At 70.7% G+C, this 19,497-nt stretch carries 17 protein-coding genes; 10 read left to right on the forward strand and 7 right to left on the reverse strand.

Annotated features, from left to right (window positions below; all coding sequences use genetic code 11):
- Positions 1–301: 301 nt before the first annotated feature.
- Complete coding sequence (locus ACWGI6_RS10370) at positions 302–751, forward strand: spore-associated protein A (RefSeq protein ID WP_453267093.1); 450 nt, start codon at positions 302–304, stop codon at positions 749–751.
- Between the two features lie 110 nt (positions 752–861).
- Here the strand turns inward: ACWGI6_RS10370 and ACWGI6_RS10375 are convergent, their stop codons facing one another.
- From ACWGI6_RS10375 to ACWGI6_RS10385, 3 genes are all read right to left on the reverse strand, one after another.
- Positions 862–2,316, reverse strand: coding sequence for a phytoene desaturase family protein (locus ACWGI6_RS10375; RefSeq protein WP_453267094.1), 1,455 nt, complete (start codon positions 2,314–2,316; stop codon positions 862–864).
- 64 nt (positions 2,317–2,380) lie between these two features.
- A complete protein-coding gene (locus tag ACWGI6_RS10380; RefSeq protein ID WP_453267095.1) occupies positions 2,381–3,910 on the reverse strand; it encodes an SDR family oxidoreductase in 1,530 nt (509 codons plus the stop codon).
- A gap of 152 nt (positions 3,911–4,062) precedes the next feature.
- A complete protein-coding gene (locus ACWGI6_RS10385; RefSeq protein WP_453267096.1) occupies positions 4,063–5,196 on the reverse strand; it encodes a LacI family DNA-binding transcriptional regulator in 1,134 nt (377 codons plus the stop codon).
- A gap of 338 nt (positions 5,197–5,534) precedes the next feature.
- Here ACWGI6_RS10385 and ACWGI6_RS10390 point away from each other — a divergent pair, with 338 nt between their 5' ends.
- The 6 genes from ACWGI6_RS10390 (at position 5,535) to ACWGI6_RS10415 (ending at position 13,722) form a co-directional block, all read left to right on the forward strand.
- On the forward strand, positions 5,535–6,827 hold the full coding sequence (locus tag ACWGI6_RS10390) for an ABC transporter substrate-binding protein (protein WP_453267097.1): 1,293 nt from the start codon (positions 5,535–5,537) through the stop codon (positions 6,825–6,827).
- A gap of 107 nt (positions 6,828–6,934) precedes the next feature.
- Complete coding sequence (locus ACWGI6_RS10395) at positions 6,935–7,804, forward strand: carbohydrate ABC transporter permease (RefSeq protein WP_453267128.1); 870 nt, start codon at positions 6,935–6,937, stop codon at positions 7,802–7,804.
- Positions 7,801–8,688: a carbohydrate ABC transporter permease gene (locus tag ACWGI6_RS10400; RefSeq protein ID WP_453267098.1), complete on the forward strand. Its 888-nt coding sequence runs from the start codon at positions 7,801–7,803 to the stop codon at positions 8,686–8,688. Before ACWGI6_RS10395 ends, ACWGI6_RS10400 begins: the two co-directional genes overlap by 4 nt.
- 84 nt (positions 8,689–8,772) lie before the next feature.
- Positions 8,773–10,089: a glycoside hydrolase 5 family protein gene (locus ACWGI6_RS10405; protein ID WP_453267129.1), complete on the forward strand. Its 1,317-nt coding sequence runs from the start codon at positions 8,773–8,775 to the stop codon at positions 10,087–10,089.
- Complete coding sequence (locus ACWGI6_RS10410) at positions 10,086–10,625, forward strand: GH85 family endohexosaminidase C-terminal domain-containing protein (protein WP_453267099.1); 540 nt, start codon at positions 10,086–10,088, stop codon at positions 10,623–10,625. The genes ACWGI6_RS10405 and ACWGI6_RS10410 overlap by 4 nt, the downstream gene beginning before the upstream one ends.
- A gap of 55 nt (positions 10,626–10,680) precedes the next feature.
- Positions 10,681–13,722, forward strand: coding sequence for an alpha-mannosidase (locus ACWGI6_RS10415; protein ID WP_453267100.1), 3,042 nt, complete (start codon positions 10,681–10,683; stop codon positions 13,720–13,722).
- Between the two features lie 34 nt (positions 13,723–13,756).
- On the opposite strand, the gene ACWGI6_RS10420 is transcribed toward ACWGI6_RS10415, so the two are convergent.
- Positions 13,757–14,056, reverse strand: coding sequence for a hypothetical protein (locus ACWGI6_RS10420; RefSeq protein WP_453267101.1), 300 nt, complete (start codon positions 14,054–14,056; stop codon positions 13,757–13,759).
- A gap of 195 nt (positions 14,057–14,251) precedes the next feature.
- Here ACWGI6_RS10420 and ACWGI6_RS10425 point away from each other — a divergent pair, with 195 nt between their 5' ends.
- Entirely contained in the window at positions 14,252–15,277 is a 1,026-nt protein-coding gene (locus tag ACWGI6_RS10425; protein ID WP_453267102.1) for an alpha/beta hydrolase, read from the forward strand.
- A gap of 116 nt (positions 15,278–15,393) precedes the next feature.
- Positions 15,394–15,585 carry an antitoxin gene (locus ACWGI6_RS10430; protein WP_453267103.1) on the forward strand — a complete coding sequence of 64 codons (192 nt, stop codon included), beginning with the start codon at positions 15,394–15,396 and terminating at the stop codon, positions 15,583–15,585.
- Between the two features lie 151 nt (positions 15,586–15,736).
- On the opposite strand, the gene ACWGI6_RS10435 is transcribed toward ACWGI6_RS10430, so the two are convergent.
- The 3 genes from ACWGI6_RS10435 to ACWGI6_RS10445 all read right to left on the reverse strand — a co-directional run bounded on the left by ACWGI6_RS10435 (position 15,737) and on the right by ACWGI6_RS10445 (position 18,488).
- Positions 15,737–15,940, reverse strand: a complete 204-nt coding sequence (locus ACWGI6_RS10435; RefSeq protein ID WP_006601696.1) for a cold-shock protein — start codon at positions 15,938–15,940, stop codon at positions 15,737–15,739.
- A 293-nt stretch (positions 15,941–16,233) separates the two neighbouring features.
- A complete protein-coding gene (locus tag ACWGI6_RS10440) occupies positions 16,234–17,424 on the reverse strand; it encodes a D-alanyl-D-alanine carboxypeptidase family protein (RefSeq protein ID WP_453267104.1) in 1,191 nt (396 codons plus the stop codon).
- Between the two features lie 197 nt (positions 17,425–17,621).
- Positions 17,622–18,488 carry an endonuclease I family protein gene (locus ACWGI6_RS10445; protein WP_453267105.1) on the reverse strand — a complete coding sequence of 289 codons (867 nt, stop codon included), beginning with the start codon at positions 18,486–18,488 and terminating at the stop codon, positions 17,622–17,624.
- 561 nt (positions 18,489–19,049) lie between these two features.
- Here ACWGI6_RS10445 and ACWGI6_RS10450 point away from each other — a divergent pair.
- Positions 19,050–19,481, forward strand: a complete 432-nt coding sequence (locus ACWGI6_RS10450; protein ID WP_453267106.1) for a hypothetical protein — start codon at positions 19,050–19,052, stop codon at positions 19,479–19,481.
- The last annotated feature ends 16 nt before the right edge of the window (positions 19,482–19,497 follow it).

The raw sequence follows: 19,497 nt of genomic DNA on the forward strand, positions 1-19,497 counted from the left end.
CCATCCGGTGGGTGACCGAAACCGATACACCGCCACTTACACCCCCCACACGGTCCTCGCTACCGCCCAGTCAACCCCCCGCGACCCCACGCCCCCCCGGCCGGCCCCCGGCGCCTCCCCCGGCGCCGGGGACCGGCCGTTGTTCCGCCCTCGTCCGCCGCGGCACCGCTCGGGCACCGTTTTCGACAACACCGGTCGAACAACGGGGAATTCACTTCCGCGGTACAACCTTCCACGGCCGACCGCTGTCCAACACTGCGAAATGACCACGCGACGCACTCCACCCGACGGGGGTATTCCGATGAAGCGTTCACGTGCCATCGCAGGATCCGCAGTGCTGGCAGTGGCGAGTATCGCCACGATGACAGCGGCCACCACCGCATCCGCGGCCACGACGGCCGCCGCGTACAACGGAGCCTGCGGAAGCGGCTACAGCGTAGTGAATTCCGTGCCGGTCACCGGAAAGGGGACCGTGTACCTGACGTACAGCGCAAAGACCGGAAAGAACTGCGTCGTGACGGTGCGGAACAGCCCCGGTAAGCCGGTGTACATGTACACGTATCTCACGGCGACCGACGGCAGTTCCGATTGGGTTTACGACAGCGGGCAGTACACCTCCTACGCCGGTCCCGTCTATCTGCCCGCGAAGGGCATCTGTGTGGACTGGGGCGGCTCGATCGAGTCGGTCAGCGTCAGCGTTTCCGGCTCCAACTGCGGCCGGATGGCAGCCGGCGTCGTGAAGCACCACTGAGTCGGCCATGACGGCGGGTTTCCGGGCAGCGCGCGCCCGGGAGCCCGCCGTCCGCGTGCCGTGCGACGGTTCGCCGTCGATGACGGCCACCGCGCACAGTGCCCTGCCGGTCACCGTGCGCGGTCATACCTGCTCAGCGCCCGCAGTGCGGACCGTGCCGCGTTGTGGCCGCTCATCCCGTGGGCGCCGGCCCCCGGTGGGGTGGCCGCCGAGCAGAGGAAGACGCCGGGGACGCCGGTGCCGTACGGGTCGAGGGCGATACGGGGGCGCATCGTCAGCTGCCGCGGGGTGTTGGCGCCGCCGATGATGTCGCCGCCGACGAGATTGGCGTTGCCCCGTTCCAGACCGGCGGTCGAGGTGGCGGTGGCGGCGACGATGCGCTCCCGTGTCCCGGGCGCAAAGCGCTCGAACTGCGCCAGCATCGCGGCGGTGGCGTCGCCGGTGTAGCCGTACGGCACATGCGCGTACGCGGAAACGGGGTGGCGGTCTCCTGCGGAGCGGCCGGGGTCGGCGAGGTACTGCTGTGAGACCAGCAGGAACGGCCGCTCGGGCATCCGCCCCTGGTGGACCTCCCGCTCCGCGTGGGCGATCTGCTCGAAGCTGCCGCCGAGATGCACCGTCCCGGCCCGCCGGCAGACCTCGGCGCGCCAGGGCACACCGCCCTCGACCGTCAGATCGAGCTTGAACGCGCCGGGGGCGGGCCGGTAGCGGGCGTGGGCGCGGCGCACCCGGGGCGGCAGCCGGTCGCCGATCACCGCTGCCGCGGCCGCCGGTGTCAGATCGAGCAACACCGTTGCGGCGGGCGGGAGTTCATCGAGCGAGCGGATGGGTACGCCGGTCTCGATCCGGCCGCCGGCTTCGGTGAGCAGCGCGGCCAGCGCCGCGGCGATGGCGGCGGAGCCGCCCTTGGCCACCGGCCAGCCGTAGCGGTGCCCGGCCGCGATGATCATGAGTCCCACGGAGGCTCCGAGCGGCTGGTCCAGCGGGCCGAAGAGATGGGCCGCCGCCCCGCCGAAGAGGCCGCGGCCCGCGTCCGTACGGAAGCGGTGGGCGACCAGAGTGGCCGGCTGCAGGGCGTGCAGCCCGAACCGGGCGAGCCGCAACGGATGGCGGGGCACCTTGAGGAGCGGCCGCATGACCTCGTCGGTCAGCGCCTCCGCGTCGGCGGCCAGCGGCCCGAACAGCCGCCGCCAGGCAGGTCCGTCGGCGCCCAGCCCCTCGGCGGTCCGCCCGACGGACCGGTACAGCGCTCCGGCGTCTCCGGAGTCCACCGGGTGCGCCAGGTCGATCTCGGGCCAGAGCCACTCCAGCCCGTACGGCGCGAGATCGAGCGTACGCAAATACGGGGAGCCGGCGCCCATCACATGCGTCGAGGAGCAGTGGTCGAACAGCACACCGGGGACGGACAGTTCACCGCTGCGGACACCCCCGCCGATCTCGTCGGCCGCCTCGAACACCGTCACCTGCAGCCCGCAGCGGGCCAGGGTGACCGCCGCGGCCAGACCGTTCGGCCCCGCCCCCACCACGGCTGCCCGCTCGCGCGCACGACCGGTCCACTCCGTCATGGGCCCAGCATCCCAGGCGGGCCGAAGTCCGTCGGGAGCGGCCGCGGAGCGCGCCTAGGGCGGTTCATGCCGGACGGGCGTGCTCGGCCGCGGCGGTGGCCGCGATATTGCGGGCCATGCCGCCGAACACCGCGGCGTGGAACGGCGAGATGGACCACCAGTACGCGTGGCCGGTCAGTCCGTGCGGGTGGAACAGGGCCCGCTGGCCGTAGAGCGTGCGGCCCTGGGCGTCCTGGCCGACCGTCAGCTCCAGCCAGGCCAGACCGGGGAGCCGCATCTCGGCGCGCAGCCGCAGCAGCCGGCCCGGCACGACCTCCTCGACGCGCCAGAAGTCGAGCGAGTCACCGACCCGGAGCCGGCCCGCGTCCCGCCGGCCGCGGCGCAGCCCCACCCCGCCGACCAGCCGGTCCAGCCAGCCGCGCACCGACCAGGCGAGCGGGAGGGAGTACCAGCCGTTGTCGCCACCGATGCCTTCGACCACCCGCCACAGCACCTCGGGCGGGGCGTCCACGGTCCGCTCCCGCCGGTCGGTGTAGAGGCTGCCGCCGGACCAGTCGGGGTCGGTGGGCAGCGGATCGCTCGGTGCGCCGGGCACTGCGGCGTTGGACCAGCGGGTGGTGACCTCGGCGTCCCGTACCCGGCGCAGCGCCAGTTCCAGCGCGTCGTCGAAGGCGATGGGGTGGCCCGGCGGGTCCGGGTCGGGGACGTAGCGGGTGATGTCGTGCTCGTGGCAGATGACCTCGTAGCGCAGTGATTCGGCCAGCGGGCGGGCCAGGCCGGGGGGCACGGGGGTGACCAGTCCGATCCAGAGGCTGGACAGGCGTGGGGTGAGCATCGGGACGGGGAGGATCAGCCGTTCGGGCAGCCCGGCGACCCGTGCGTAGCGCTGCATCATGTCGCGGTAGCTGAGGGTGTCGGGTCCGCCGATGTCGAAGGCCCGGCTGATGTCGTCGGGGAGGCGGGCGCATCCCACGAGGTAGCGCAGCACATCGCGGACGGCGACCGGCTGGATGCGGGTACGCACCCAGCTGGGGGTGACCATGACGGGCAGCCGCTCGGTGAGATAGCGCAGCATCTCGAACGAGGCCGAGCCGGAGCCGATGATGACGGCGGCGCGCAGTACGGCGGTGGGGACGCCGGATGCCAGCAGGATGTCGGCGACCTCGGCGCGGGAGCGGAGGTGGGGCGACAGATCCCGCTCGGGGATGCCCTGGGGACTGAGTCCGCCGAGGTAGACGATGCGGCGCACGCCTGCGGCGCGGGCCTGGCGGGCGAAGATCTCCGCGGCCGTGCGGTCGGTGTCCTCGAAGGTCCGGCCGCTGCCCAGGGCGTGCACCAGGTAGTAGGCGACCTCGACGCCGTCCATGGCGGTGCGGACCGATGCGGCGTCGGTGACATCGCCGCGCAGGATCTCGGTTCGGGTGGCCCAGGGGTGGTCGCGCAGCTTCTCGGGTGTCCTGGCCAGCGCCCGTACGGCGTATCCGGCGCCGAGCAGCTCGGGGACCAGCCGGCCGCCGATGTAGCCGGTGGCACCGGTGACCAGGGCGCGCGGGCGGTGTGCGGGCGGCGCCGGGACCTCGCCGTTGTCGGCCATGTGCACGGCCTCCTCCGGCTGGTGGCAGCACGATGAGCCTGCCCGCCAAGTGTGGCACCGGCGTCGGCGCGGAGCATCACGGCGCAGGACGGGCACGTCCGGCCGGGCGAACGGCGCGGCGCCCTTCCCGGGGCGGGCGGAGCCTTTGCCGCCTACGGTGCGCCGGGCGGCCCGGTGCTCTCCCGTGCCTCCAGATGCGGCAGTTCACCCTGTACGGTCCGCAGCGGCCCGCCGTCGAGGACCGCGAGGAGTTCCTGGGCGGCGAGCCGGCCGAAGCCGGGGGTGTCACGGACGAGTGCGGTGAGCCGGGGGTGGGTGACCCGGCACAGGGCCGAGTCGTCCCAGGCCACGATCGACAGCGTGCCCGGTACGGGGATGCCGCGCTCGGCGGCGACCGAGGCACCGGCCACGGCCATCACATCGTTGTCGTAGATGAGCGCCGTGGGCGGTTCGGCGCCGTCGAGGAGGCGGCGGGTGGCCTCGGCTCCCTCGGCGTCGGAGTAGTCGGTGGTCACCGAGTGGACGTGCCGGTGGTCGAGGCCCCGCAGGTCGGCTTCGGTGCGCAGCGAGCGGATCCGGCGTGCGGTGTGGGCGAGGCCCGGCATCCCCGCGATATGGACGATGCGGCGGTGTCCGAGGCCGTAGAGGTGGTCGAGGACCCGGGCCATGGCCTTGGAGTCGTCGGCCCAGACGGTGGAGAGCAACGGGTGGGGCGGGGCGGCGGCCGCTCCGGGCGCGGCCGGCTCGGAGGAGCGGCCCGGTCCGTCGACCTGCCGCTCGCGGGTGGCCGGTCCGCCGACGACGACGGCGGGCAGGCCGAGTGAGGCGAGCAGTTCGGGCCGTGGGTCCTCGGTGCGCGGGTCGACGACGAGGACGCCGTCCACCCGGCGTTCGGCCCACCAGCGTCGGTAGAGCGCGCACTCGGCATCGAGATCCTCGACGACCTGGAAGAGGAGCGCGATCTTCCGTGCGGAGAGCACTTCCTGGATGCCGGAGACGAGCTGGAGGAAGAAGGACTCCACGCCCAGGGTCTGCGCGGGCCGGGCGAGCACCAGCCCCATGGCGCCGGCGCGTTCGCCGGACAGCGCGCGGGCGGCGCTGTTGGCCTGCCAGCCGAGTTCCTCCGCGACACGGCGTACCCGGGTGCGGGTGTCCTGCGAGACGCCGGGCCGGTCGTTGAGCGCGAAGGAGACGGCGCTCTCCGACACCCCGGCCCGACGAGCGATGTCCTTGATCGTCGGCCGGCGCGCCGGCTTGGGCCGGGCCGCCTCACCGGGCGCTGTCATGGCGGGCTCCCCCTCGAACTGAACCGCATTAGTGCACCTCAGTCTGATCAGCGCAGTGTGGCCTGTCAAACCTTGCACGGGCCCGGGATCGGAAACACCTTCCCGGTCCCGTCCAGGGAAGCTTGACGCCGAGGTATTGACACCTACTAAAACGCATTAGTAGCGTCTGCCGCATCGTCGCCGAGGCCTCATGTAATAGGGGGTTCAACGGCCGGAAAACGTCCGCCGCATTCATTACGGCTGCCAAAAATCGAGGGGGCAACCGGCCCGTCGCGGCCACCCCGTCCGTGTCTGGTCCGAGCTCATCCGAGCAAATCCAAGCAAAGGAGCCGCCAGTCATGCGTCTATCCCGTCGAGCAGCCGCCGCCACCGCGGTCCTGGTCACCTCGGCGCTCGCCTTGACCGCATGCGGGTCCTCGGAGGGATCCGGCGGCTCGGACAGCGCCTCCGGGAAGGTCGAGGGGCAGGTCACCTTCCAGACCTGGAATCTCAAGGCCAACTTCAAGAATTACTTCGAAGGCGTTATTGCGGACTTCGAGAAGAAATACCCTGACGCCAAGGTGAAATGGGTGGATCAGCCGGCGGAGGGATATCCGGAAAAGCTGAGCGCGGACGCCGCGGGCGGCACCCTGCCCGATGTCGTCAATGTGTCACCAGATCTCGCTTATCCGCTGGCCAAGGCCGGGCTCGCGCTCGACCTGGAAAAGGCGGCGGGGAAATACCGTGGGGAGTATCTCGACGGGGCGTGGCGGAGCAACCGGATGCCGGGGATGCCGGGTGTCTATGCCTTTCCCTGGTATCTGAACACCGGGCCGATGTTCTACAACAAGGAGCTCTTCACCAAGGCCGGGCTCGATCCGGCGAAGCCGCCGACGTCCTACGACCAGCTGTTCAAGGACGCGGTGACGATGGCGAAGAAGAGCGGCCGCAAGATAGCGATGCTCGCCGGCACCCCGTCGATCGAGGACTTCGGGCGCTATGGCGTGCGGCTGATGAACGCGCAGGGTACGGAGTTCACCTTCAACGAGCCCAAGGGCGTCGAACTGCTCCGGCACTACAAGGACCTCTATGCGGCCGGGGCGCTGGACTCGCAGGCGCTCACCGCGCAGGCCGAGTCCGCCGGGCGGAAGTTCCAGCAGCAGTCCGTGGCCATGAATCCGGGCAGCGCGCACGATCTGGAGAACTTCAAGAAGGAGGCGCCGAGCCTCTACCGGCACATCGGCATCACGGACGCGGTCAACAACACCGGCAAGGCCAATATGTACGTCCAGGGCCTGATGGTGAATGCGCAGAGCAAGGTCAAGCCGGCGGCGGTCGCGTTCGCGCACTTCGTCACCGACCAGAAGAACCAGATGGCCTTCGCCAAGGAGGTCACCATCTTCCCCAGCACCAAGGGCTCGCTGGACGACCCGTACTTCACCAAGGAGGACGGCACCGATGCGACCCGGGTGCGGGTGGCCTCGGCCAAGTCGCTGAAGACCGCGGTGAATTACACCCCGGTGCTGCTCAGCGACCAGATGAAGACCGTGCTGCGCAATGCGGTCGCCAAGGCGGTGCAGGGCAAGCATTCGCCCCGGGCGGCGCTGGACGGCGCGGTCGCCGAGTGCAATCGCCTGCTCAAGACCGGCTGAGACCGAGGCGCTTGGTGAAGACCGAAACGACACCGCACAGGCGGGGCGCCACGGCCCTCTCGCCGGCCACCGCTCCCCCGCCCCCGGCACCGCGGCGACGCAGCGGCATCCGTACGCATCTGCCGTCCAGCCCCTGGCTGTTTCTGGCCCCCGGGCTGCTGATCGTCGCCGCATTCAGCCTGTATCCGTTCCTGAGCACGGTGGCCCATTCCTTCACCGATGCGCGCACCCTCACCACGGGGCAGTTCGTCGGCGGCGCCAATTACCGGGAACTGATCCATGACGCCATGTTCTGGACGGGGCTGCGCAACAGCCTGCTGTACGTCCTCGGCGTCGTACCGCTGCTGGTGATACTGCCGCTGCTGCTGGCGATGCTGGTGCAGCGGCAGATTCCCGGGATCACCTTCTTCCGGGCCGCGTTCTACACGCCCGTGGTCGCCTCCGTCGTGGTCGTCGGACTGATCTGGGTGTGGCTGCTGGACGACCGCGGGCTGATCAATGCGCTGCTGGAGGGCCTGGGGTTCGGCAGGGTCGGCTTTCTCAGCGATCCGTGGCTGCTGCTGCTCAGCGCGATGGCGGTCACGGTCTGGAAGGGCCTCGGCTACTACATGATCATTTATCTGGCGGCGCTGGCCAATGTCCCCAGGGAGCTGCACGAGGCATGCGCGGTCGACGGTGCGGGGGCGGTGCGCCGCTTCCTGACCGTCACGGTCCCCGCGGTGCGCTCCACGATGGTGCTGGTGGCCGCGCTCTCTTCGGTCGGCGCCTTCAAGGTGTTCTCCGAGGTCTATCTGATGGCCGGTCCGACCGGCGGCCCCGGCGGTGAGGACACCACCTTGGTGATGCTCGTCCAGCAGATCGGCACCGGCCTCAGCGGGCGGGTCGGCTATGCCTCCGCGCTGTCCGTCGTGGTCTTCGTGCTCACGCTGGGACTGATGCTGCTGGTGCTGCGCGCCAACCGCAAGGAGGACCGATGAGCATCCTCGCCCGGCAGGAGCCGGACCGTCGGGCCGGGCGGGAGCGTGCCGAGCGGCGGCGGATGCCGCGGTGGCAGCTGCTGCTCCGCTATCTCCTGCTGCTCGCCGTGCTGGCACTGACCATCGGGCCGTTCCTGTGGCAGCTGTCCACCTCGCTCAAGGGCGCCGGCGAGGACATCTACCGCTCTCCGCCGAGCCTGCTCCCGCACCGGGTCACACTCGGCAACTACAGCGGCGTCGCAAGGATCATCCCCGTCTGGGACTTCGCGCTGAACTCCCTCAAGGTCGCCCTCGCCAATGTGCTCACCAACTGCGTGGGCGCGGCGCTCGCGGGCTATGCGCTGGCCCGGATGCGCTTCAAGGGCCGTCGGACCGCGCTGGTCGTCTTCGTCATGGCGATGCTGGTGCCGGTCGAGAGCATCATGATCGCTCAGTTTGTGACGATGCGGGAGCTGCAGCTGAACAACACCCTGCTCGGGGTGGTGCTGCCAGGCTGCATCGGGGCGATGAATGTGCTGCTGATGCGCAACGCCTTCGCGGGTCTGCCGTACGAGGTCGAGGAGGCCGCGTACGTCGACGGCGCCAACGCCTGGCAGCGGTTCGTGCGGATCGCGCTGCCGTCGGTCCGGGGCACCCTCGCGGTGGTGGCGATCTTCGCCTTCATGGGGGCCTGGGACGACTTCCTGTGGCCGCTGATCGTGCTGAGCGACCAGTCGAAGTTCACCCTGACCATCGGCCTGAACTTTCTGCACGGCACCTTCGCCGACAATCAGCGGCTGGTCGCGGCGGGCACCGTCATCGCCGTGCTCCCGCTGATCGTGCTGTTCGCCTGTCTGCAGCGCTCCTTCTTCCGCGGCGTCGGCGAGGGCGCCGTCAAGGGCTGACCGCTCACCCGGCCACACCCCGCCCCGCTCCCACTCACAGGAAGCTCCCTGCCCGTGCCGCACACCACCCGCCGCCCGGCGCACTTGTGCGCCGACACCCCACCCGGCCAAGGGCCCCGGCCGCGCTTCGGCGCCAACTACACGCCCACGCACGGCTGGTTCCACCACTGGCTGGACTTCGACCTGGACTCCGTACGCGCCGACCTCGACTCCCTCGCCGCCCTCGGCCTGGACCACATCCGGGTCTTCCCGCTCTGGCCGGTGTTCCAGCCCAACCGCACCCTGATCCGGCCGCGCGCCGTGGAGCAGTTGGTGCAGCTGGCGGACGCCGCGGCCGAACGCGGCCTCGATGTCAATGTCGACGGGCTGCAGGGCCATCTGTCGAGCTTCGACTTCCTGCCTGCCTGGACGCGGACCTGGCACCGCCGCAACCTCTTCACCGACCCCGAGGTGCTGTCGGGCCAGGAACAGTATCTGCGGACGCTGGCGGCCGCGCTCGCCGACCGGCCCAACTTCCTCGGGATGACACTCGGCAACGAGATCAACCAGTTCTCGGACGGTCCGCATCCGGACCCCGACCGGATCACCGACGCGCAGGCCACGGCCTGGCTGGAGCGGATGCTGGCGGCGTGCGAGGCGGGCGCGCCGGGGCGGATGCATCTGCATGCCGCGTACGACGCCGCCTGGTACCGGGACGGACATCCCTTCACCCCCGCCCAGGCCGCCCGGCTGGGCGCCGTCACGGCCGTGCACTCCTGGGTGTTCAACGGCACCGCCCAGCGGCACGGCCCCACCGGCACCGCCACCGAGCAGCACGCCGCCTACCTCATCGAGCTGTCCAAGGCCTGGGCGAGGGACCCGCACCGCCCGGTGTGGCTTCAGGAGGTCGGTGCCCCCGCACCGCACATCCCCGAGGGGCGGGCGGCACGGTTCACCGAGGCCACCGTCGTCAACGCGCTGGACTGCCCGGACGTCTGGGGCGTCACCTGGTGGTGTTCGCACGATGTGTCGCGGTCGCTGGCGGACTTCCCCGAGCTGGAGTACGGGCTGGGGCTGCTCGACAGCGACCGTACGGTCAAGCCCGCGGGGAAGGCGCTCGCGGCGCTGGTCGCGGAGAGGCGCGGCCGTACGCACCGTCCGCCGGTGCGGACCACCGCTCTGGTCGTCGACGTCGGCGGGGGCGAGGCCGCGCCCGACCGCTCGGTGTGCGCGCCCGGCGGCCCGGTCTTCGAGGCCTGGGCCGAACTCACCGCCCAGGGCGCCCGCCCGGCTCTCGTACTGGCCGAACTCGCGGCCGACAGCGCACATTTGACGTCCCGTGGCATCACCGAGGTCTGCACACCCGACGCGGCGGGCCGCCGGCCGTCGCCGTCCGTCCGCCACCGGAGGAGCACCTCATGAGCCGGCAACCGTCCCCCGTCCCGCGCCGCCGTGTGCTGCGGGAGGCGCCGGCGCCGGGCGAACCGGCCCCGTACTCCTATCTGCCGGCCGGGGTCCTGGAGCCCGGCAGCGGCTGGCGCACCACGTCCCTGCGCCTCGGCTCCGCCGGCCCGGGGACCGTGCACGCCCTGGGGGTGCGGCTGACCGGCCGCGCGGGCGCCGCGGTGGCCTGGCGGCTGGGGGCGCTCGCGGTGCGCGATACCGCCGGATCCCCCGCCGCGCCCAGCGGGCTGACGGTCATCGGCACCGCCACCACGGACGGGGCGACCGCGGTACGGCTGAGCTGGCGGCGCGCCACGGGCCGGGTGCGCCATTACGAGCTGCATCGCCGATTCCCGGAGGGGAAGCGGGAGTTCCTCGGCGGCACCTGCGGTACGGCCTTCTACGTACCGGGCCTGCGGCCCGCACCGGGCGAGCCGGCCGCCCGGCTCGAAGTGCGCGCCGTGCACGAACTGTTCACCGTCTCGAAGCCGTCAACGACCCAGCTGCCCTGGTAAGTCACGACGGTCACCGGTTCGCCGCCCCACCCGCAACGCTAGGGAGCCCTCCCCCATGCATGACGACCGCGCACTGATCGAAGCCCGCCTCCAGCGGGTCCTGGACGAACGCATCCGGCCCGCGCTGTATCCGGAATCGGTTCCCCTGGAGGTCGCGGCCTGGGTCGCACCGGGCGAGCCCGTGCCGGTGGCCGAGGGCCTGGCCGCCACCCATACGCCGGTGTCGGTGGGTGACGCCTGGGGCGCGCCCTGGGGTACGACGTGGTTCACGGTCCGCGGTGAGGTGCCGCGGGCGTGGGCGGGCCGCACCGTGGAGGCGGTGCTCGATCTGGGCTTCGACGAGCGGATGCCGGGCTTCCAGTGTGAGGCGCTGGTCCATCTGCCCGACGGCACCCCGGTCAAGGCGATCAATCCGCGTAACCAGTGGGTGCGGGTGGGTGCGCCGGTGCGCGGCGGTGAACGCGTCGAGTGGCATCTGGAGGCCGCGTCCAACCCCGTCGTCCTCGATGTCCACCCTTTCCGGCCCACCCCGTTGGGTGACCGGGAGACGGCGGGCAGCGAGCCGCAGTACCGGCTGGCACGGATGGATCTGGCGGTGTTCGACACCGAGGTGTGGGAGCTGATCCAGGATTTCGAGGTGCTGGGTGAGCTCATGAGGGAGCTTGCGGTGGACAGCCCGCGGCGCTGGGAGCTGCTGCGGGCGGTGGGCCGGGCGCTGGACGCGGTGGATCTGCAGGACGTCAACGCAACGGCGGTGGCGGCCCGTGCGGAACTGCGTGGTGTGCTGTCGGCGCCGGCCGGGGCTTCGGCGCACCGCATCAGCGCGGTGGGGCATGCGCATATCGATTCGGCCTGGCTGTGGCCGCTGCGCGAGACGGTACGGAAGGTGGCCCGTACGACGTCGAACATGACCGCGCTGCTGGAGGACGAGCCGGAGTTCGTTTTCGCCATGTCGCAGGCGCAGCAGTACGCCTGGATCAAGGAGCATCGGCCCGAGGTCTACGCCAAGGTCAAGAAGGCGGTCGCGGAGGGGCGGTTCGTGCCGGCGGGCGGTATGTGGGTGGAGTCGGACACCAATATGCCCGGATCGGAGGCGATGGCGCGGCAGTTCGTGCACGGGAAACGGTTCTTCCTGGAGGAGTTCGGCGTCGAGAACGAGGAGGCATGGCTGCCGGACACCTTCGGTTTCGCCGCGGGGCTGCCGCAGATCATCAAGGCGGCGGGGTCGAAATGGCTGCTGACGCAGAAGATCTCCTGGAGTCAGATCAATGCGTTTCCGCATCACACCTTCCGCTGGGAGGGCATCGACGGCACCCGGATCTTCACCCACTTCCCGCCGGTGGACACCTACAACTGCCAGATGGCGGGCAGCGAAATCGCCCATGCGGCACGGAACTTCAAGGACAAGGGGGTGGCCAGGCACTCGCTCGCACCGACCGGCTGGGGCGACGGCGGCGGTGGCACCACCCGCGAGATGATCGCCAAGGCCCGCAGGCTGCGTGATCTGGACGGTTCGGCGACGGTGGAGTGGGAGAGGCCCGCGGACTTCTTCGCGAAGGCCGAGGCGGAGTATCCCCAGGCGCCGGTGTGGGTGGGCGAGCTGTATCTGGAACTGCACCGTGCGACCCTCACCAGCCAGGCGAAGACCAAGCGCGGCAACCGGCGCAGCGAACAGCTGCTGCGGGAGGCCGAACTCTGGTCGGCGACGGCGGCGGTGCTGGCGGAACACCCCTATCCCTACGCGGCGTTGGACCGCGTGTGGAAGACGGTGCTGCTCCACCAGTTCCATGACATCCTGCCCGGGTCCTCCATCGCGTGGGTGCACCGGGAGGCGGCGGCGACCTACGCGGCGGTCGCCGCCGAGCTGGAGGACATCATCACCTCCGCCGTGGCCGCGCTGGCCGGCCGCGGAGACGCGGAGCTGGTGGTGAACTCCGCGCCGCACGCCCGCGGCGGGGTCGCGGCCGGGGCCGTGGCCCCCTCGGTGGGCGAGGGGTCCGAGGTGGTAGCCATGCCACGCGACGGTGGAGGGTTCACGCTCAGCAACGATCTGCTGCGGATCGAGATCGACGGGCGCGGCCTGGTGGTCTCCGCCTACGACCGGGCGGCCGGACGCGAGACCGTCGCGCCCGGCGGTGCGGCGAATCTGCTGCAGATCCATCCGGACTTCCCCAACATGTGGGACGCCTGGGACGTCGACGCCTTCTACCGCAATGTCGTCACCGATCTGACGGATGCGGACGAGGTCGTGCTCGGCGAGGTGTCCGGGGACGGCGCGGCGGTGCGCGTCACCCGTACGTTCGGCGACTCCCGCGTGGTGCAGTCGCTGACGCTGGCGCGCGGGCAGCGGCGGCTGGACATCGACACCGAGGTCGACTGGCACGAGACCGAGAAGTTCCTCAAGGCCGCGTTCCCGCTGGACCTGCATGCCGAACGCTATGCGGCGGAGACCCAGTTCGGCCATCTGTACCGGCCCACCCACACCAACACCAGCTGGGAGGCCGCCAAGTTCGAGGCCTGTGCGCACCGCTTCGTCCATCTCGAGGAGCCGGGCTGGGGCGTGGCCCTGGTCAATGACGCGACATACGGCCATGACGTCACCCGTACCGTCCGGGAGGACGGCGACCGTGGCACCACCACGACCGTCCGGCTCTCCCTGCTGCGGGCTCCGCGGTTCCCGGACCCGGAGACCGACCAGGGTCTGCACCGCTTCCGCTATGCGCTCGTCCCCGGCGCCGCCATCGGCGACGCGGTGCGCGAGGGCCATCGGATCAACCTGCCCGAGCGCCGGATCACCGGTGCCGGAGCGGTTGCGCCCCTGGTCACGGTCGACAACGACGCGGTGGTGGTCACCGCGGTCAAGCTTGCCGACGATGCGAGCGGCGATCTGATCGTCCGCCTCCACGAGGCACACGGCGGGCGCGCCACGGCCACCCTGACCACCGCCTTCGAGCCGGCCGACGCCATCGCCACCGATCTGCTGGAGCGCCCCGCCGACGACGGTCCGGTGCTCGACCGGCAGGGGCACGCCGTCCGGATGAGGCTGCGCCCGTTCCAGATCGTGACGGTGCGGATGGTCCGCGCGGGCGGCCGGTAGCAGCCGGGGAACGCCGGGCGGGCCGGGGTGCGGCTTACGCCCCGGGCCCGCCCGAGGGCCGCCGTGCGTCACGGCAGGTGTCACGGCGCTGTTCCTGCCGCCGCTCACGCCCGGTGCCGCGCCCGGCTCCCCGGCCACGGTCCGGTGGGCGGCCGTATGCCGCTTCGTGGTCCGGATCGCGGCCCGGGTCCAGGCCCAGCATGTCCATCAACAAGGACAGATCGTTCCCGTCCCGCGCACGGCCGGCCAGCGCCTTCCTGGCGAGCCGTCGTTCCTCGTCGCACGGCACGGCGTGCGGCGCGGGGTCATCGGCACTGCGGTGTTCATCGCTCACTGCTGCATTCTCGGCCGGACCGCGCGGCCGTGCCCGTCGAGTGAACCGACGGCCGCCCGGAGGATACCGCCGGGGCCGCACTGCTCCACATGGGTGAACCGGGCCCGTAAGGACGGCTCACGGCAAGGGAACCTCCGACGCCTCTTTTCCCTCTTTATGGGCACTTGCACTTGATCATCCAGTCGCGGAGTCCCCTTGAAACGCCCTCACGCCGTCGCGCTCACGGCCATGCCCGTCGCCGCCTGCGCACTGCTCACCGGCTGCTCGGAGACCGGAAACCCGGTCGACTTCGACGCCGGCGCCAAGAACGGCGGCGCCGCGCGGGTCCGGCCCGTCGACGACGACACGCTCATGCCGACCGGCCCCAAGAGCGACTTCCGTAGCACCCGGACACTGGACGACGGCACCCATATAGCGCGGACGACGCTGCGGGGCCCGAAATCCGGCGTCACCGGAAGCGTCTGGGTCTGGGCGCCGAAGGAGTACCACGACCCGAAATACGCCAAGAGCGGATTTCCGGTGCTGATAGCCCTGCCGGATGGCCTGGGCAGCCCGAAGGAGCCCGGCGGTGTCACGAATTACTGGGTGGGCGGCGATATCGAGCTGCCGGAGAACCTCACCCGGTGGACCGCGGAGGGCAAGAGCCTCCCGTTCATCGTGGTGATGCCGATGCTCAACCCGGACACCCGCTATCACGACGCCAGCGACATACCCGGTCAGCAGAAGATGGGGACCTGGCTGACGGACGACGTCGTCCAGCTGGCCAGGGCCAATTTCCGTACCTTCAAGTCCCGTGACGGCTGGGCCTTCATGGGGTCGTCCTCGGGCGGCTTCGCCGGGCTGAAGTCCGTGCTGAAACACCCGGAGAAGTTCAAGGCGGCGATAGCCGGCGGCCCGGACATGGTGCCGGATTCGCCGTTGTGGGCGGGGCATCGGGCACAGCAGGAAGCCAACAGTCCGGAAAAACTCGCCCAGCGGCTGCTGCGGAAGGGCGGTCCGGACGTCTACCTCGCCTTCCAGGCCGGCACCAAGGAGTCCACCGCCGTCACCGCCCCCGTACAGCGGTTCTGCCGGACCTACGGCAAGGGCCCGATCCACACCGCCCTGCAGCTGATACCGGGCGGCCGGCACAACGCCTGGGACTACCAGAAGGGCATGGCCGCCGGTTCGATCAAGTTCATCAGCGAGCGGATGAAGGCACCGGTACCGAGCGGCTCCTGAACCGCGCGCCACGGCGGGCCGGGGAAGCCCCGGCGCTGCCCCGCCGCGCGGATGCAGATCACCTGGGGGAGGGCGATGCTGGAGACGTGGGGGGACCGTGGTGAGGAGGACGACTCATGTCCATGATGGACAAGATCAAGAACATGCTGAAGGGCCACGAAAGCCAGACGGACAAGGGCATCGACAAGGCCGGCGACATGGCCGACGACAAGACCCAGGGCAAATACAAGGGCCAGGTCGATACGGGCCAGGAGAAGATGAAGGACCAGTTCGGCGGACAGGGCCAGGACCGGCCGCCGCAGACCTGAGCCGGCGGCTCCTCGGCGGAGGCCCGCCCGCCCGCGAGGGCAGGCGGCCCTTTGCTGCCGTCTGCGGCCGATCGGGTGAGGCCCGCGGCGTGCCACGCGTCGGCGCCCGCCCCCGGGCCGGGACCGGGCGCCGACGGCGAGACCGCCGGACCTACGCCAGGCGGATCTTCTCCGCCTGGGGGCCCTTGTGCCCCTGGGTGACCTCGAAGGTCACCTTCTGGCCCTCCTGCAGCTCGCGGAAGCCCGTGGCATCGATGTTGGAGTAGTGCGCGAAAACGTCGGCGCCGCCGCCGTCCTGCGCAATAAAGCCGAAGCCCTTCTCCGAGTTGAACCACTTCACCGTGCCGGACGCCATTTCCGTCTCCTTCGTTCAATGGGCTCGAATCGGGTTCCGCGTACTGCGGACCCCGGAGGTGATCGCCCTGGTCCGGAGACGCGCTACACAGCAAGGACGCCCGTGAATGCGACACGGGCGCCCGGCACTTCGGAACCACGACAGCTGATCAGGACGCTACACCGAGCGACGCCCGGCAGGCCGCACAACCGTGACGGACGCGTCGCCCTTCACCGGGCAAGGCCATCGTGCGTCCTCCGTATCCCTGACCGATCGGATGGATGTACGACGACCGGCGGCGGGAGGGCACGGCCTCAGTCGGACGCCTCGCCCGCCCCCTCGGGCGGCTTGCGCCGACGCCACCACAGACCGGTGCCGAGCCCGGCGAGGGCAATGACCCCGACGGCTCCGGCGGCGGAGAGGAACCACCAGTACCGCGCATGGGCGTCGACGTCCGGCTGCGCCGCGACCGCTGCCCTGTGCAGCGGCATGACGGACCGCGGCCGGTGGGCGACGGGCTGCGACCGGCCACTGCCCTCGCCGAGCTCCAGGGTGGGCAGCGCGCCGACGGCCGCGGCCCGGGGAGCCGCCTCGAATCCCCAGTCCAGCAGGTTGCGGGCTTCCTCGTAGACGGCATTGCGGCTGCCGGACTGCGGGTTCATCACGGTGACCAGCAGCGTCCGGCCGTCGCGTCGGGCGGCGGCGATCAGGGTGTTGCCTGCGTGGCTCGTATAGCCGTTCTTCACCCCGATCAGGCCGTCGTACGGCTTGACGCCGTGCGAGCCGACCAGCAGCCGGTTGGTGTTCTGGATGCCGAACGCGTCCGGACCACCTTCCTCCGGCAGCTCCGTCTGCTTCGTCGAGGCGAAGTGGGCGAAGTCGGGGTCGGTCAGGCCGGCCCGCCCGAAGAGCGTCAGGTCATAGGCGGACGAGAACTGGCCCGGTGTGTCGAACCCGTCGGCGGACGCCACGGTGGTGTCACGGGCGCCGAGTCTGTACGCCATCTCCTGCATATCGTCGATGGTCTTGTCCCAGCCGCCGTTCATGCCGGCCAGGGTGTGTACCGCATCGCTGCCCGAGCGGAGGAAGACGCCGTGCCACAGGTCCGCGACGCGATAGGGGAAATCTTCCTTGAGGCCGGCGAGCGAGCTGCCCGCCTCGATACCGGCCAGGTCCTGGAAGGAAACGGTGTGGACCTCCCCCTGGGAGAACTTCGGCAGCACCGTCACGGCGAAGAGCGTCTTGAGGGTGCTGGCGGGGGGCAGTGGCCGGTGGGCGTCCTTGGCCGCGAGGACCTTGCCGCTCGCCATGTCCGTCACCATCCAGGACAGGGCGGAGACATCCGGTGGCTCCGGCACGTCCGGCCTGGGCAGGAACCGCACCCCCCGGCCGTCCAGCCGGCTGGTGGCGTGGACCGGATCGGCCACGTGCGCGGCGGCCCGCAGGTCGTCGATGCCATGGGGGCCATCGGCGGCCGCCGGGCCGGGAACGGCCAGCAGGCTCACGGCACAAACGGTGGCTGCGGTAACGACTCTGACGGGGGCCCAACTCGCGGTCGACATGTGGCCCACGCTAAAAACGACCTCGGCCGGGCGCTGGTTGGCCTACGCCATCCGATGCGCGAGCGCCCCGACTGCCGTACGCGCCACGCCGGGGCCGGCGAAATTGACCGCCGGCCCCGGCCCGACCGGCCGGATGCGGTCTACCAGATCGCGTCGACCCACTCCGGGTGGTCGATGAACGGGTTCCGGTTGTGCTGGTACTTGTCGAAGATCACCTGGTTGCGGCGCTGTTCGAAGGAGTCCGGCGGGTCCTGCTTGCTCCACTGCTTCAGGACGGAGAGCCGTCCGATGTGCGGCTGGGAGCCGTTGCCGACCTGGTCATTGGGCTCCAGGTCGGCGAAGCCGTCGCCACCGTCGTAGCGGACGGCCATATAGAGAATCATGCGGGCGACATCGCCCTTGACCGCGTCACGGGGCTCGAAGGAGTCGCCGTCGGTGTAGTTGCCCGGCGCCTCACCGACCTCCGTACCGCCCTTGTCGAAGTCCTTGTCGCCGCGGGCGCTGTTGACGGACACATCCGCCGGGCGCAGATGGTGGATGTCGGTGCCGGGACCGGTGGCGGTACCGAAGTCGCCATGGGACTTCGCCCAGACGTGCTCGCGATTCCAGTCGTCGGGATTTCCGCCGTGGGCGTCCTTGCTCTGCGATCGGCCGGTGTACAGCAAAATGACGTTCGCGCTGTTGGCCGGGTCCTGGTCGGTGTCCTTGAGGGCATCCCAGACCTGGGAATACGTCAGCTTTCCGGTCTGGGTGGTGCTGATGATCCGGTGCAGCGAATCCTTGAGCGCCTGGCCGGTCTTGCCGATGGCGTCTTTGTAGTACGTGTCGTCAAAGGCGCCGACGGATATGGATGAGTGCTGGGTGACGGACGCGGCAGTTGCACGGTGATGTGCGGCCGGAGTGGCCGCCGCACCGGCCGGGATCTGTGCGACCACCGCCGTCAATACCGTTCCGGCAGCGACGGCCAGCGCGATACGGGCGCGACGGTTCACGCGGGTGTTGTCCACGAAGGGTGTCCTCTCCCCGATTTGTGGCACCGAGTCGCGAAAATGTGGGGCACGACCGGCGCCGGCCGTTGGGAATACGGCCGCAGAAAGCTTTCCATTGCGGTAATCACCACGGTGTGAACAGAAAGGGTGAGTTATGTGTCCACACCGTGGCAACCGCAGAATTCCCCCGAAAATGCCGCACGGCCGTCGATCACCGATCGTTCGTCAGAAGTGCTTTACGCACCCCGTTTTCGGCTCGAAGGCCCGAAAAAGCAGCCGGTCCCGGCGTCGGGTCCAGGAGGGGCGAGCAGCTCGGCCATCCGATGTCCAGCGCCCGGCCGCAGCCGTCCGGCACGGGCCGGTGGTGGTGCACCGTGTGGTTCCCGTGCGCATGCGACGGTGCGTCAGGGCGGGCGGGACATCCGGCGACAGTGACGCGAGCGGCCGGTGCCCCTTGGGCCCATCGGGTGAACCCGAGCCTCATCCGCAACCGAATGGGCGCCGTCCGGCTTCCGAAGAACTGACGCAGTCTTCGCCGAATCCCTTGAACCCTTCGGACCGCGAGTTGTGGAGGCCCCCATGTCGCCTTTCCGCCCCACTCCCCCGCCGTACGGTGCGACGCCGGAATATGTGCTCGCTCCCCCGCACCCCGAGGAGCGCCTCGGTGCGCCCGCGCACCCGCACGAACCGCCGCACCCGTCCGCGTACACCGCACACCCCTTCCTCCCGCCGCCCCGCCCGGAGGACCGACTGCCCTTCGAGCCTCCGCGGCCTTACGACCTGCCCGCTCCCCCGCGCCCCGAGCAGCAGCGGCAAGGGCCGGTGGCGATGCCCGACCACCGGCGGCTGGACCTCCGGGCCGCCTTGACCGCGGCAGGTGTCGCTCCGGCTGACGCGGACCTGGCGGCCCTGGCGGAGATCGCGGGCCTGGGTGACACCACGGTCGGTGCGGTTATCGGCTGGCTCGCGGTGGCCGCTCAGGCGTCCTGGCCGCGGTCGCGCGCGGTGTGAGCGGATCCGCCGCCCG

Source organism: Streptomyces sp. NPDC054786 (genome assembly GCF_053611685.1).

Bases quoted from the DNA above. Each gene is read 5' to 3' on its own strand.
- ACWGI6_RS10370 (WP_453267093.1), top strand. From the start codon at position 302: ATGAAGCGTTCACGTGCCATCGCAGGATCCGCAGTGCTGGCAGTGGCG.
- ACWGI6_RS10375 (WP_453267094.1), bottom strand. From the start codon at position 2,316: ATGACGGAGTGGACCGGTCGTGCGCGCGAGCGGGCAGCCGTGGTGGGG.
- ACWGI6_RS10380 (WP_453267095.1), bottom strand. From the start codon at position 3,910: ATGGCCGACAACGGCGAGGTCCCGGCGCCGCCCGCACACCGCCCGCGC.
- ACWGI6_RS10385 (WP_453267096.1), bottom strand. From the start codon at position 5,196: ATGACAGCGCCCGGTGAGGCGGCCCGGCCCAAGCCGGCGCGCCGGCCG.
- ACWGI6_RS10390 (WP_453267097.1), top strand. From the start codon at position 5,535: ATGCGTCTATCCCGTCGAGCAGCCGCCGCCACCGCGGTCCTGGTCACC.
- ACWGI6_RS10400 (WP_453267098.1), top strand. From the start codon at position 7,801: ATGAGCATCCTCGCCCGGCAGGAGCCGGACCGTCGGGCCGGGCGGGAG.
- ACWGI6_RS10410 (WP_453267099.1), top strand. From the start codon at position 10,086: ATGAGCCGGCAACCGTCCCCCGTCCCGCGCCGCCGTGTGCTGCGGGAG.
- ACWGI6_RS10415 (WP_453267100.1), top strand. From the start codon at position 10,681: ATGCATGACGACCGCGCACTGATCGAAGCCCGCCTCCAGCGGGTCCTG.
- ACWGI6_RS10430 (WP_453267103.1), top strand. From the start codon at position 15,394: ATGTCCATGATGGACAAGATCAAGAACATGCTGAAGGGCCACGAAAGC.
- ACWGI6_RS10435 (WP_006601696.1), bottom strand. From the start codon at position 15,940: ATGGCGTCCGGCACGGTGAAGTGGTTCAACTCGGAGAAGGGCTTCGGC.
- ACWGI6_RS10450 (WP_453267106.1), top strand. From the start codon at position 19,050: ATGTCGCCTTTCCGCCCCACTCCCCCGCCGTACGGTGCGACGCCGGAA.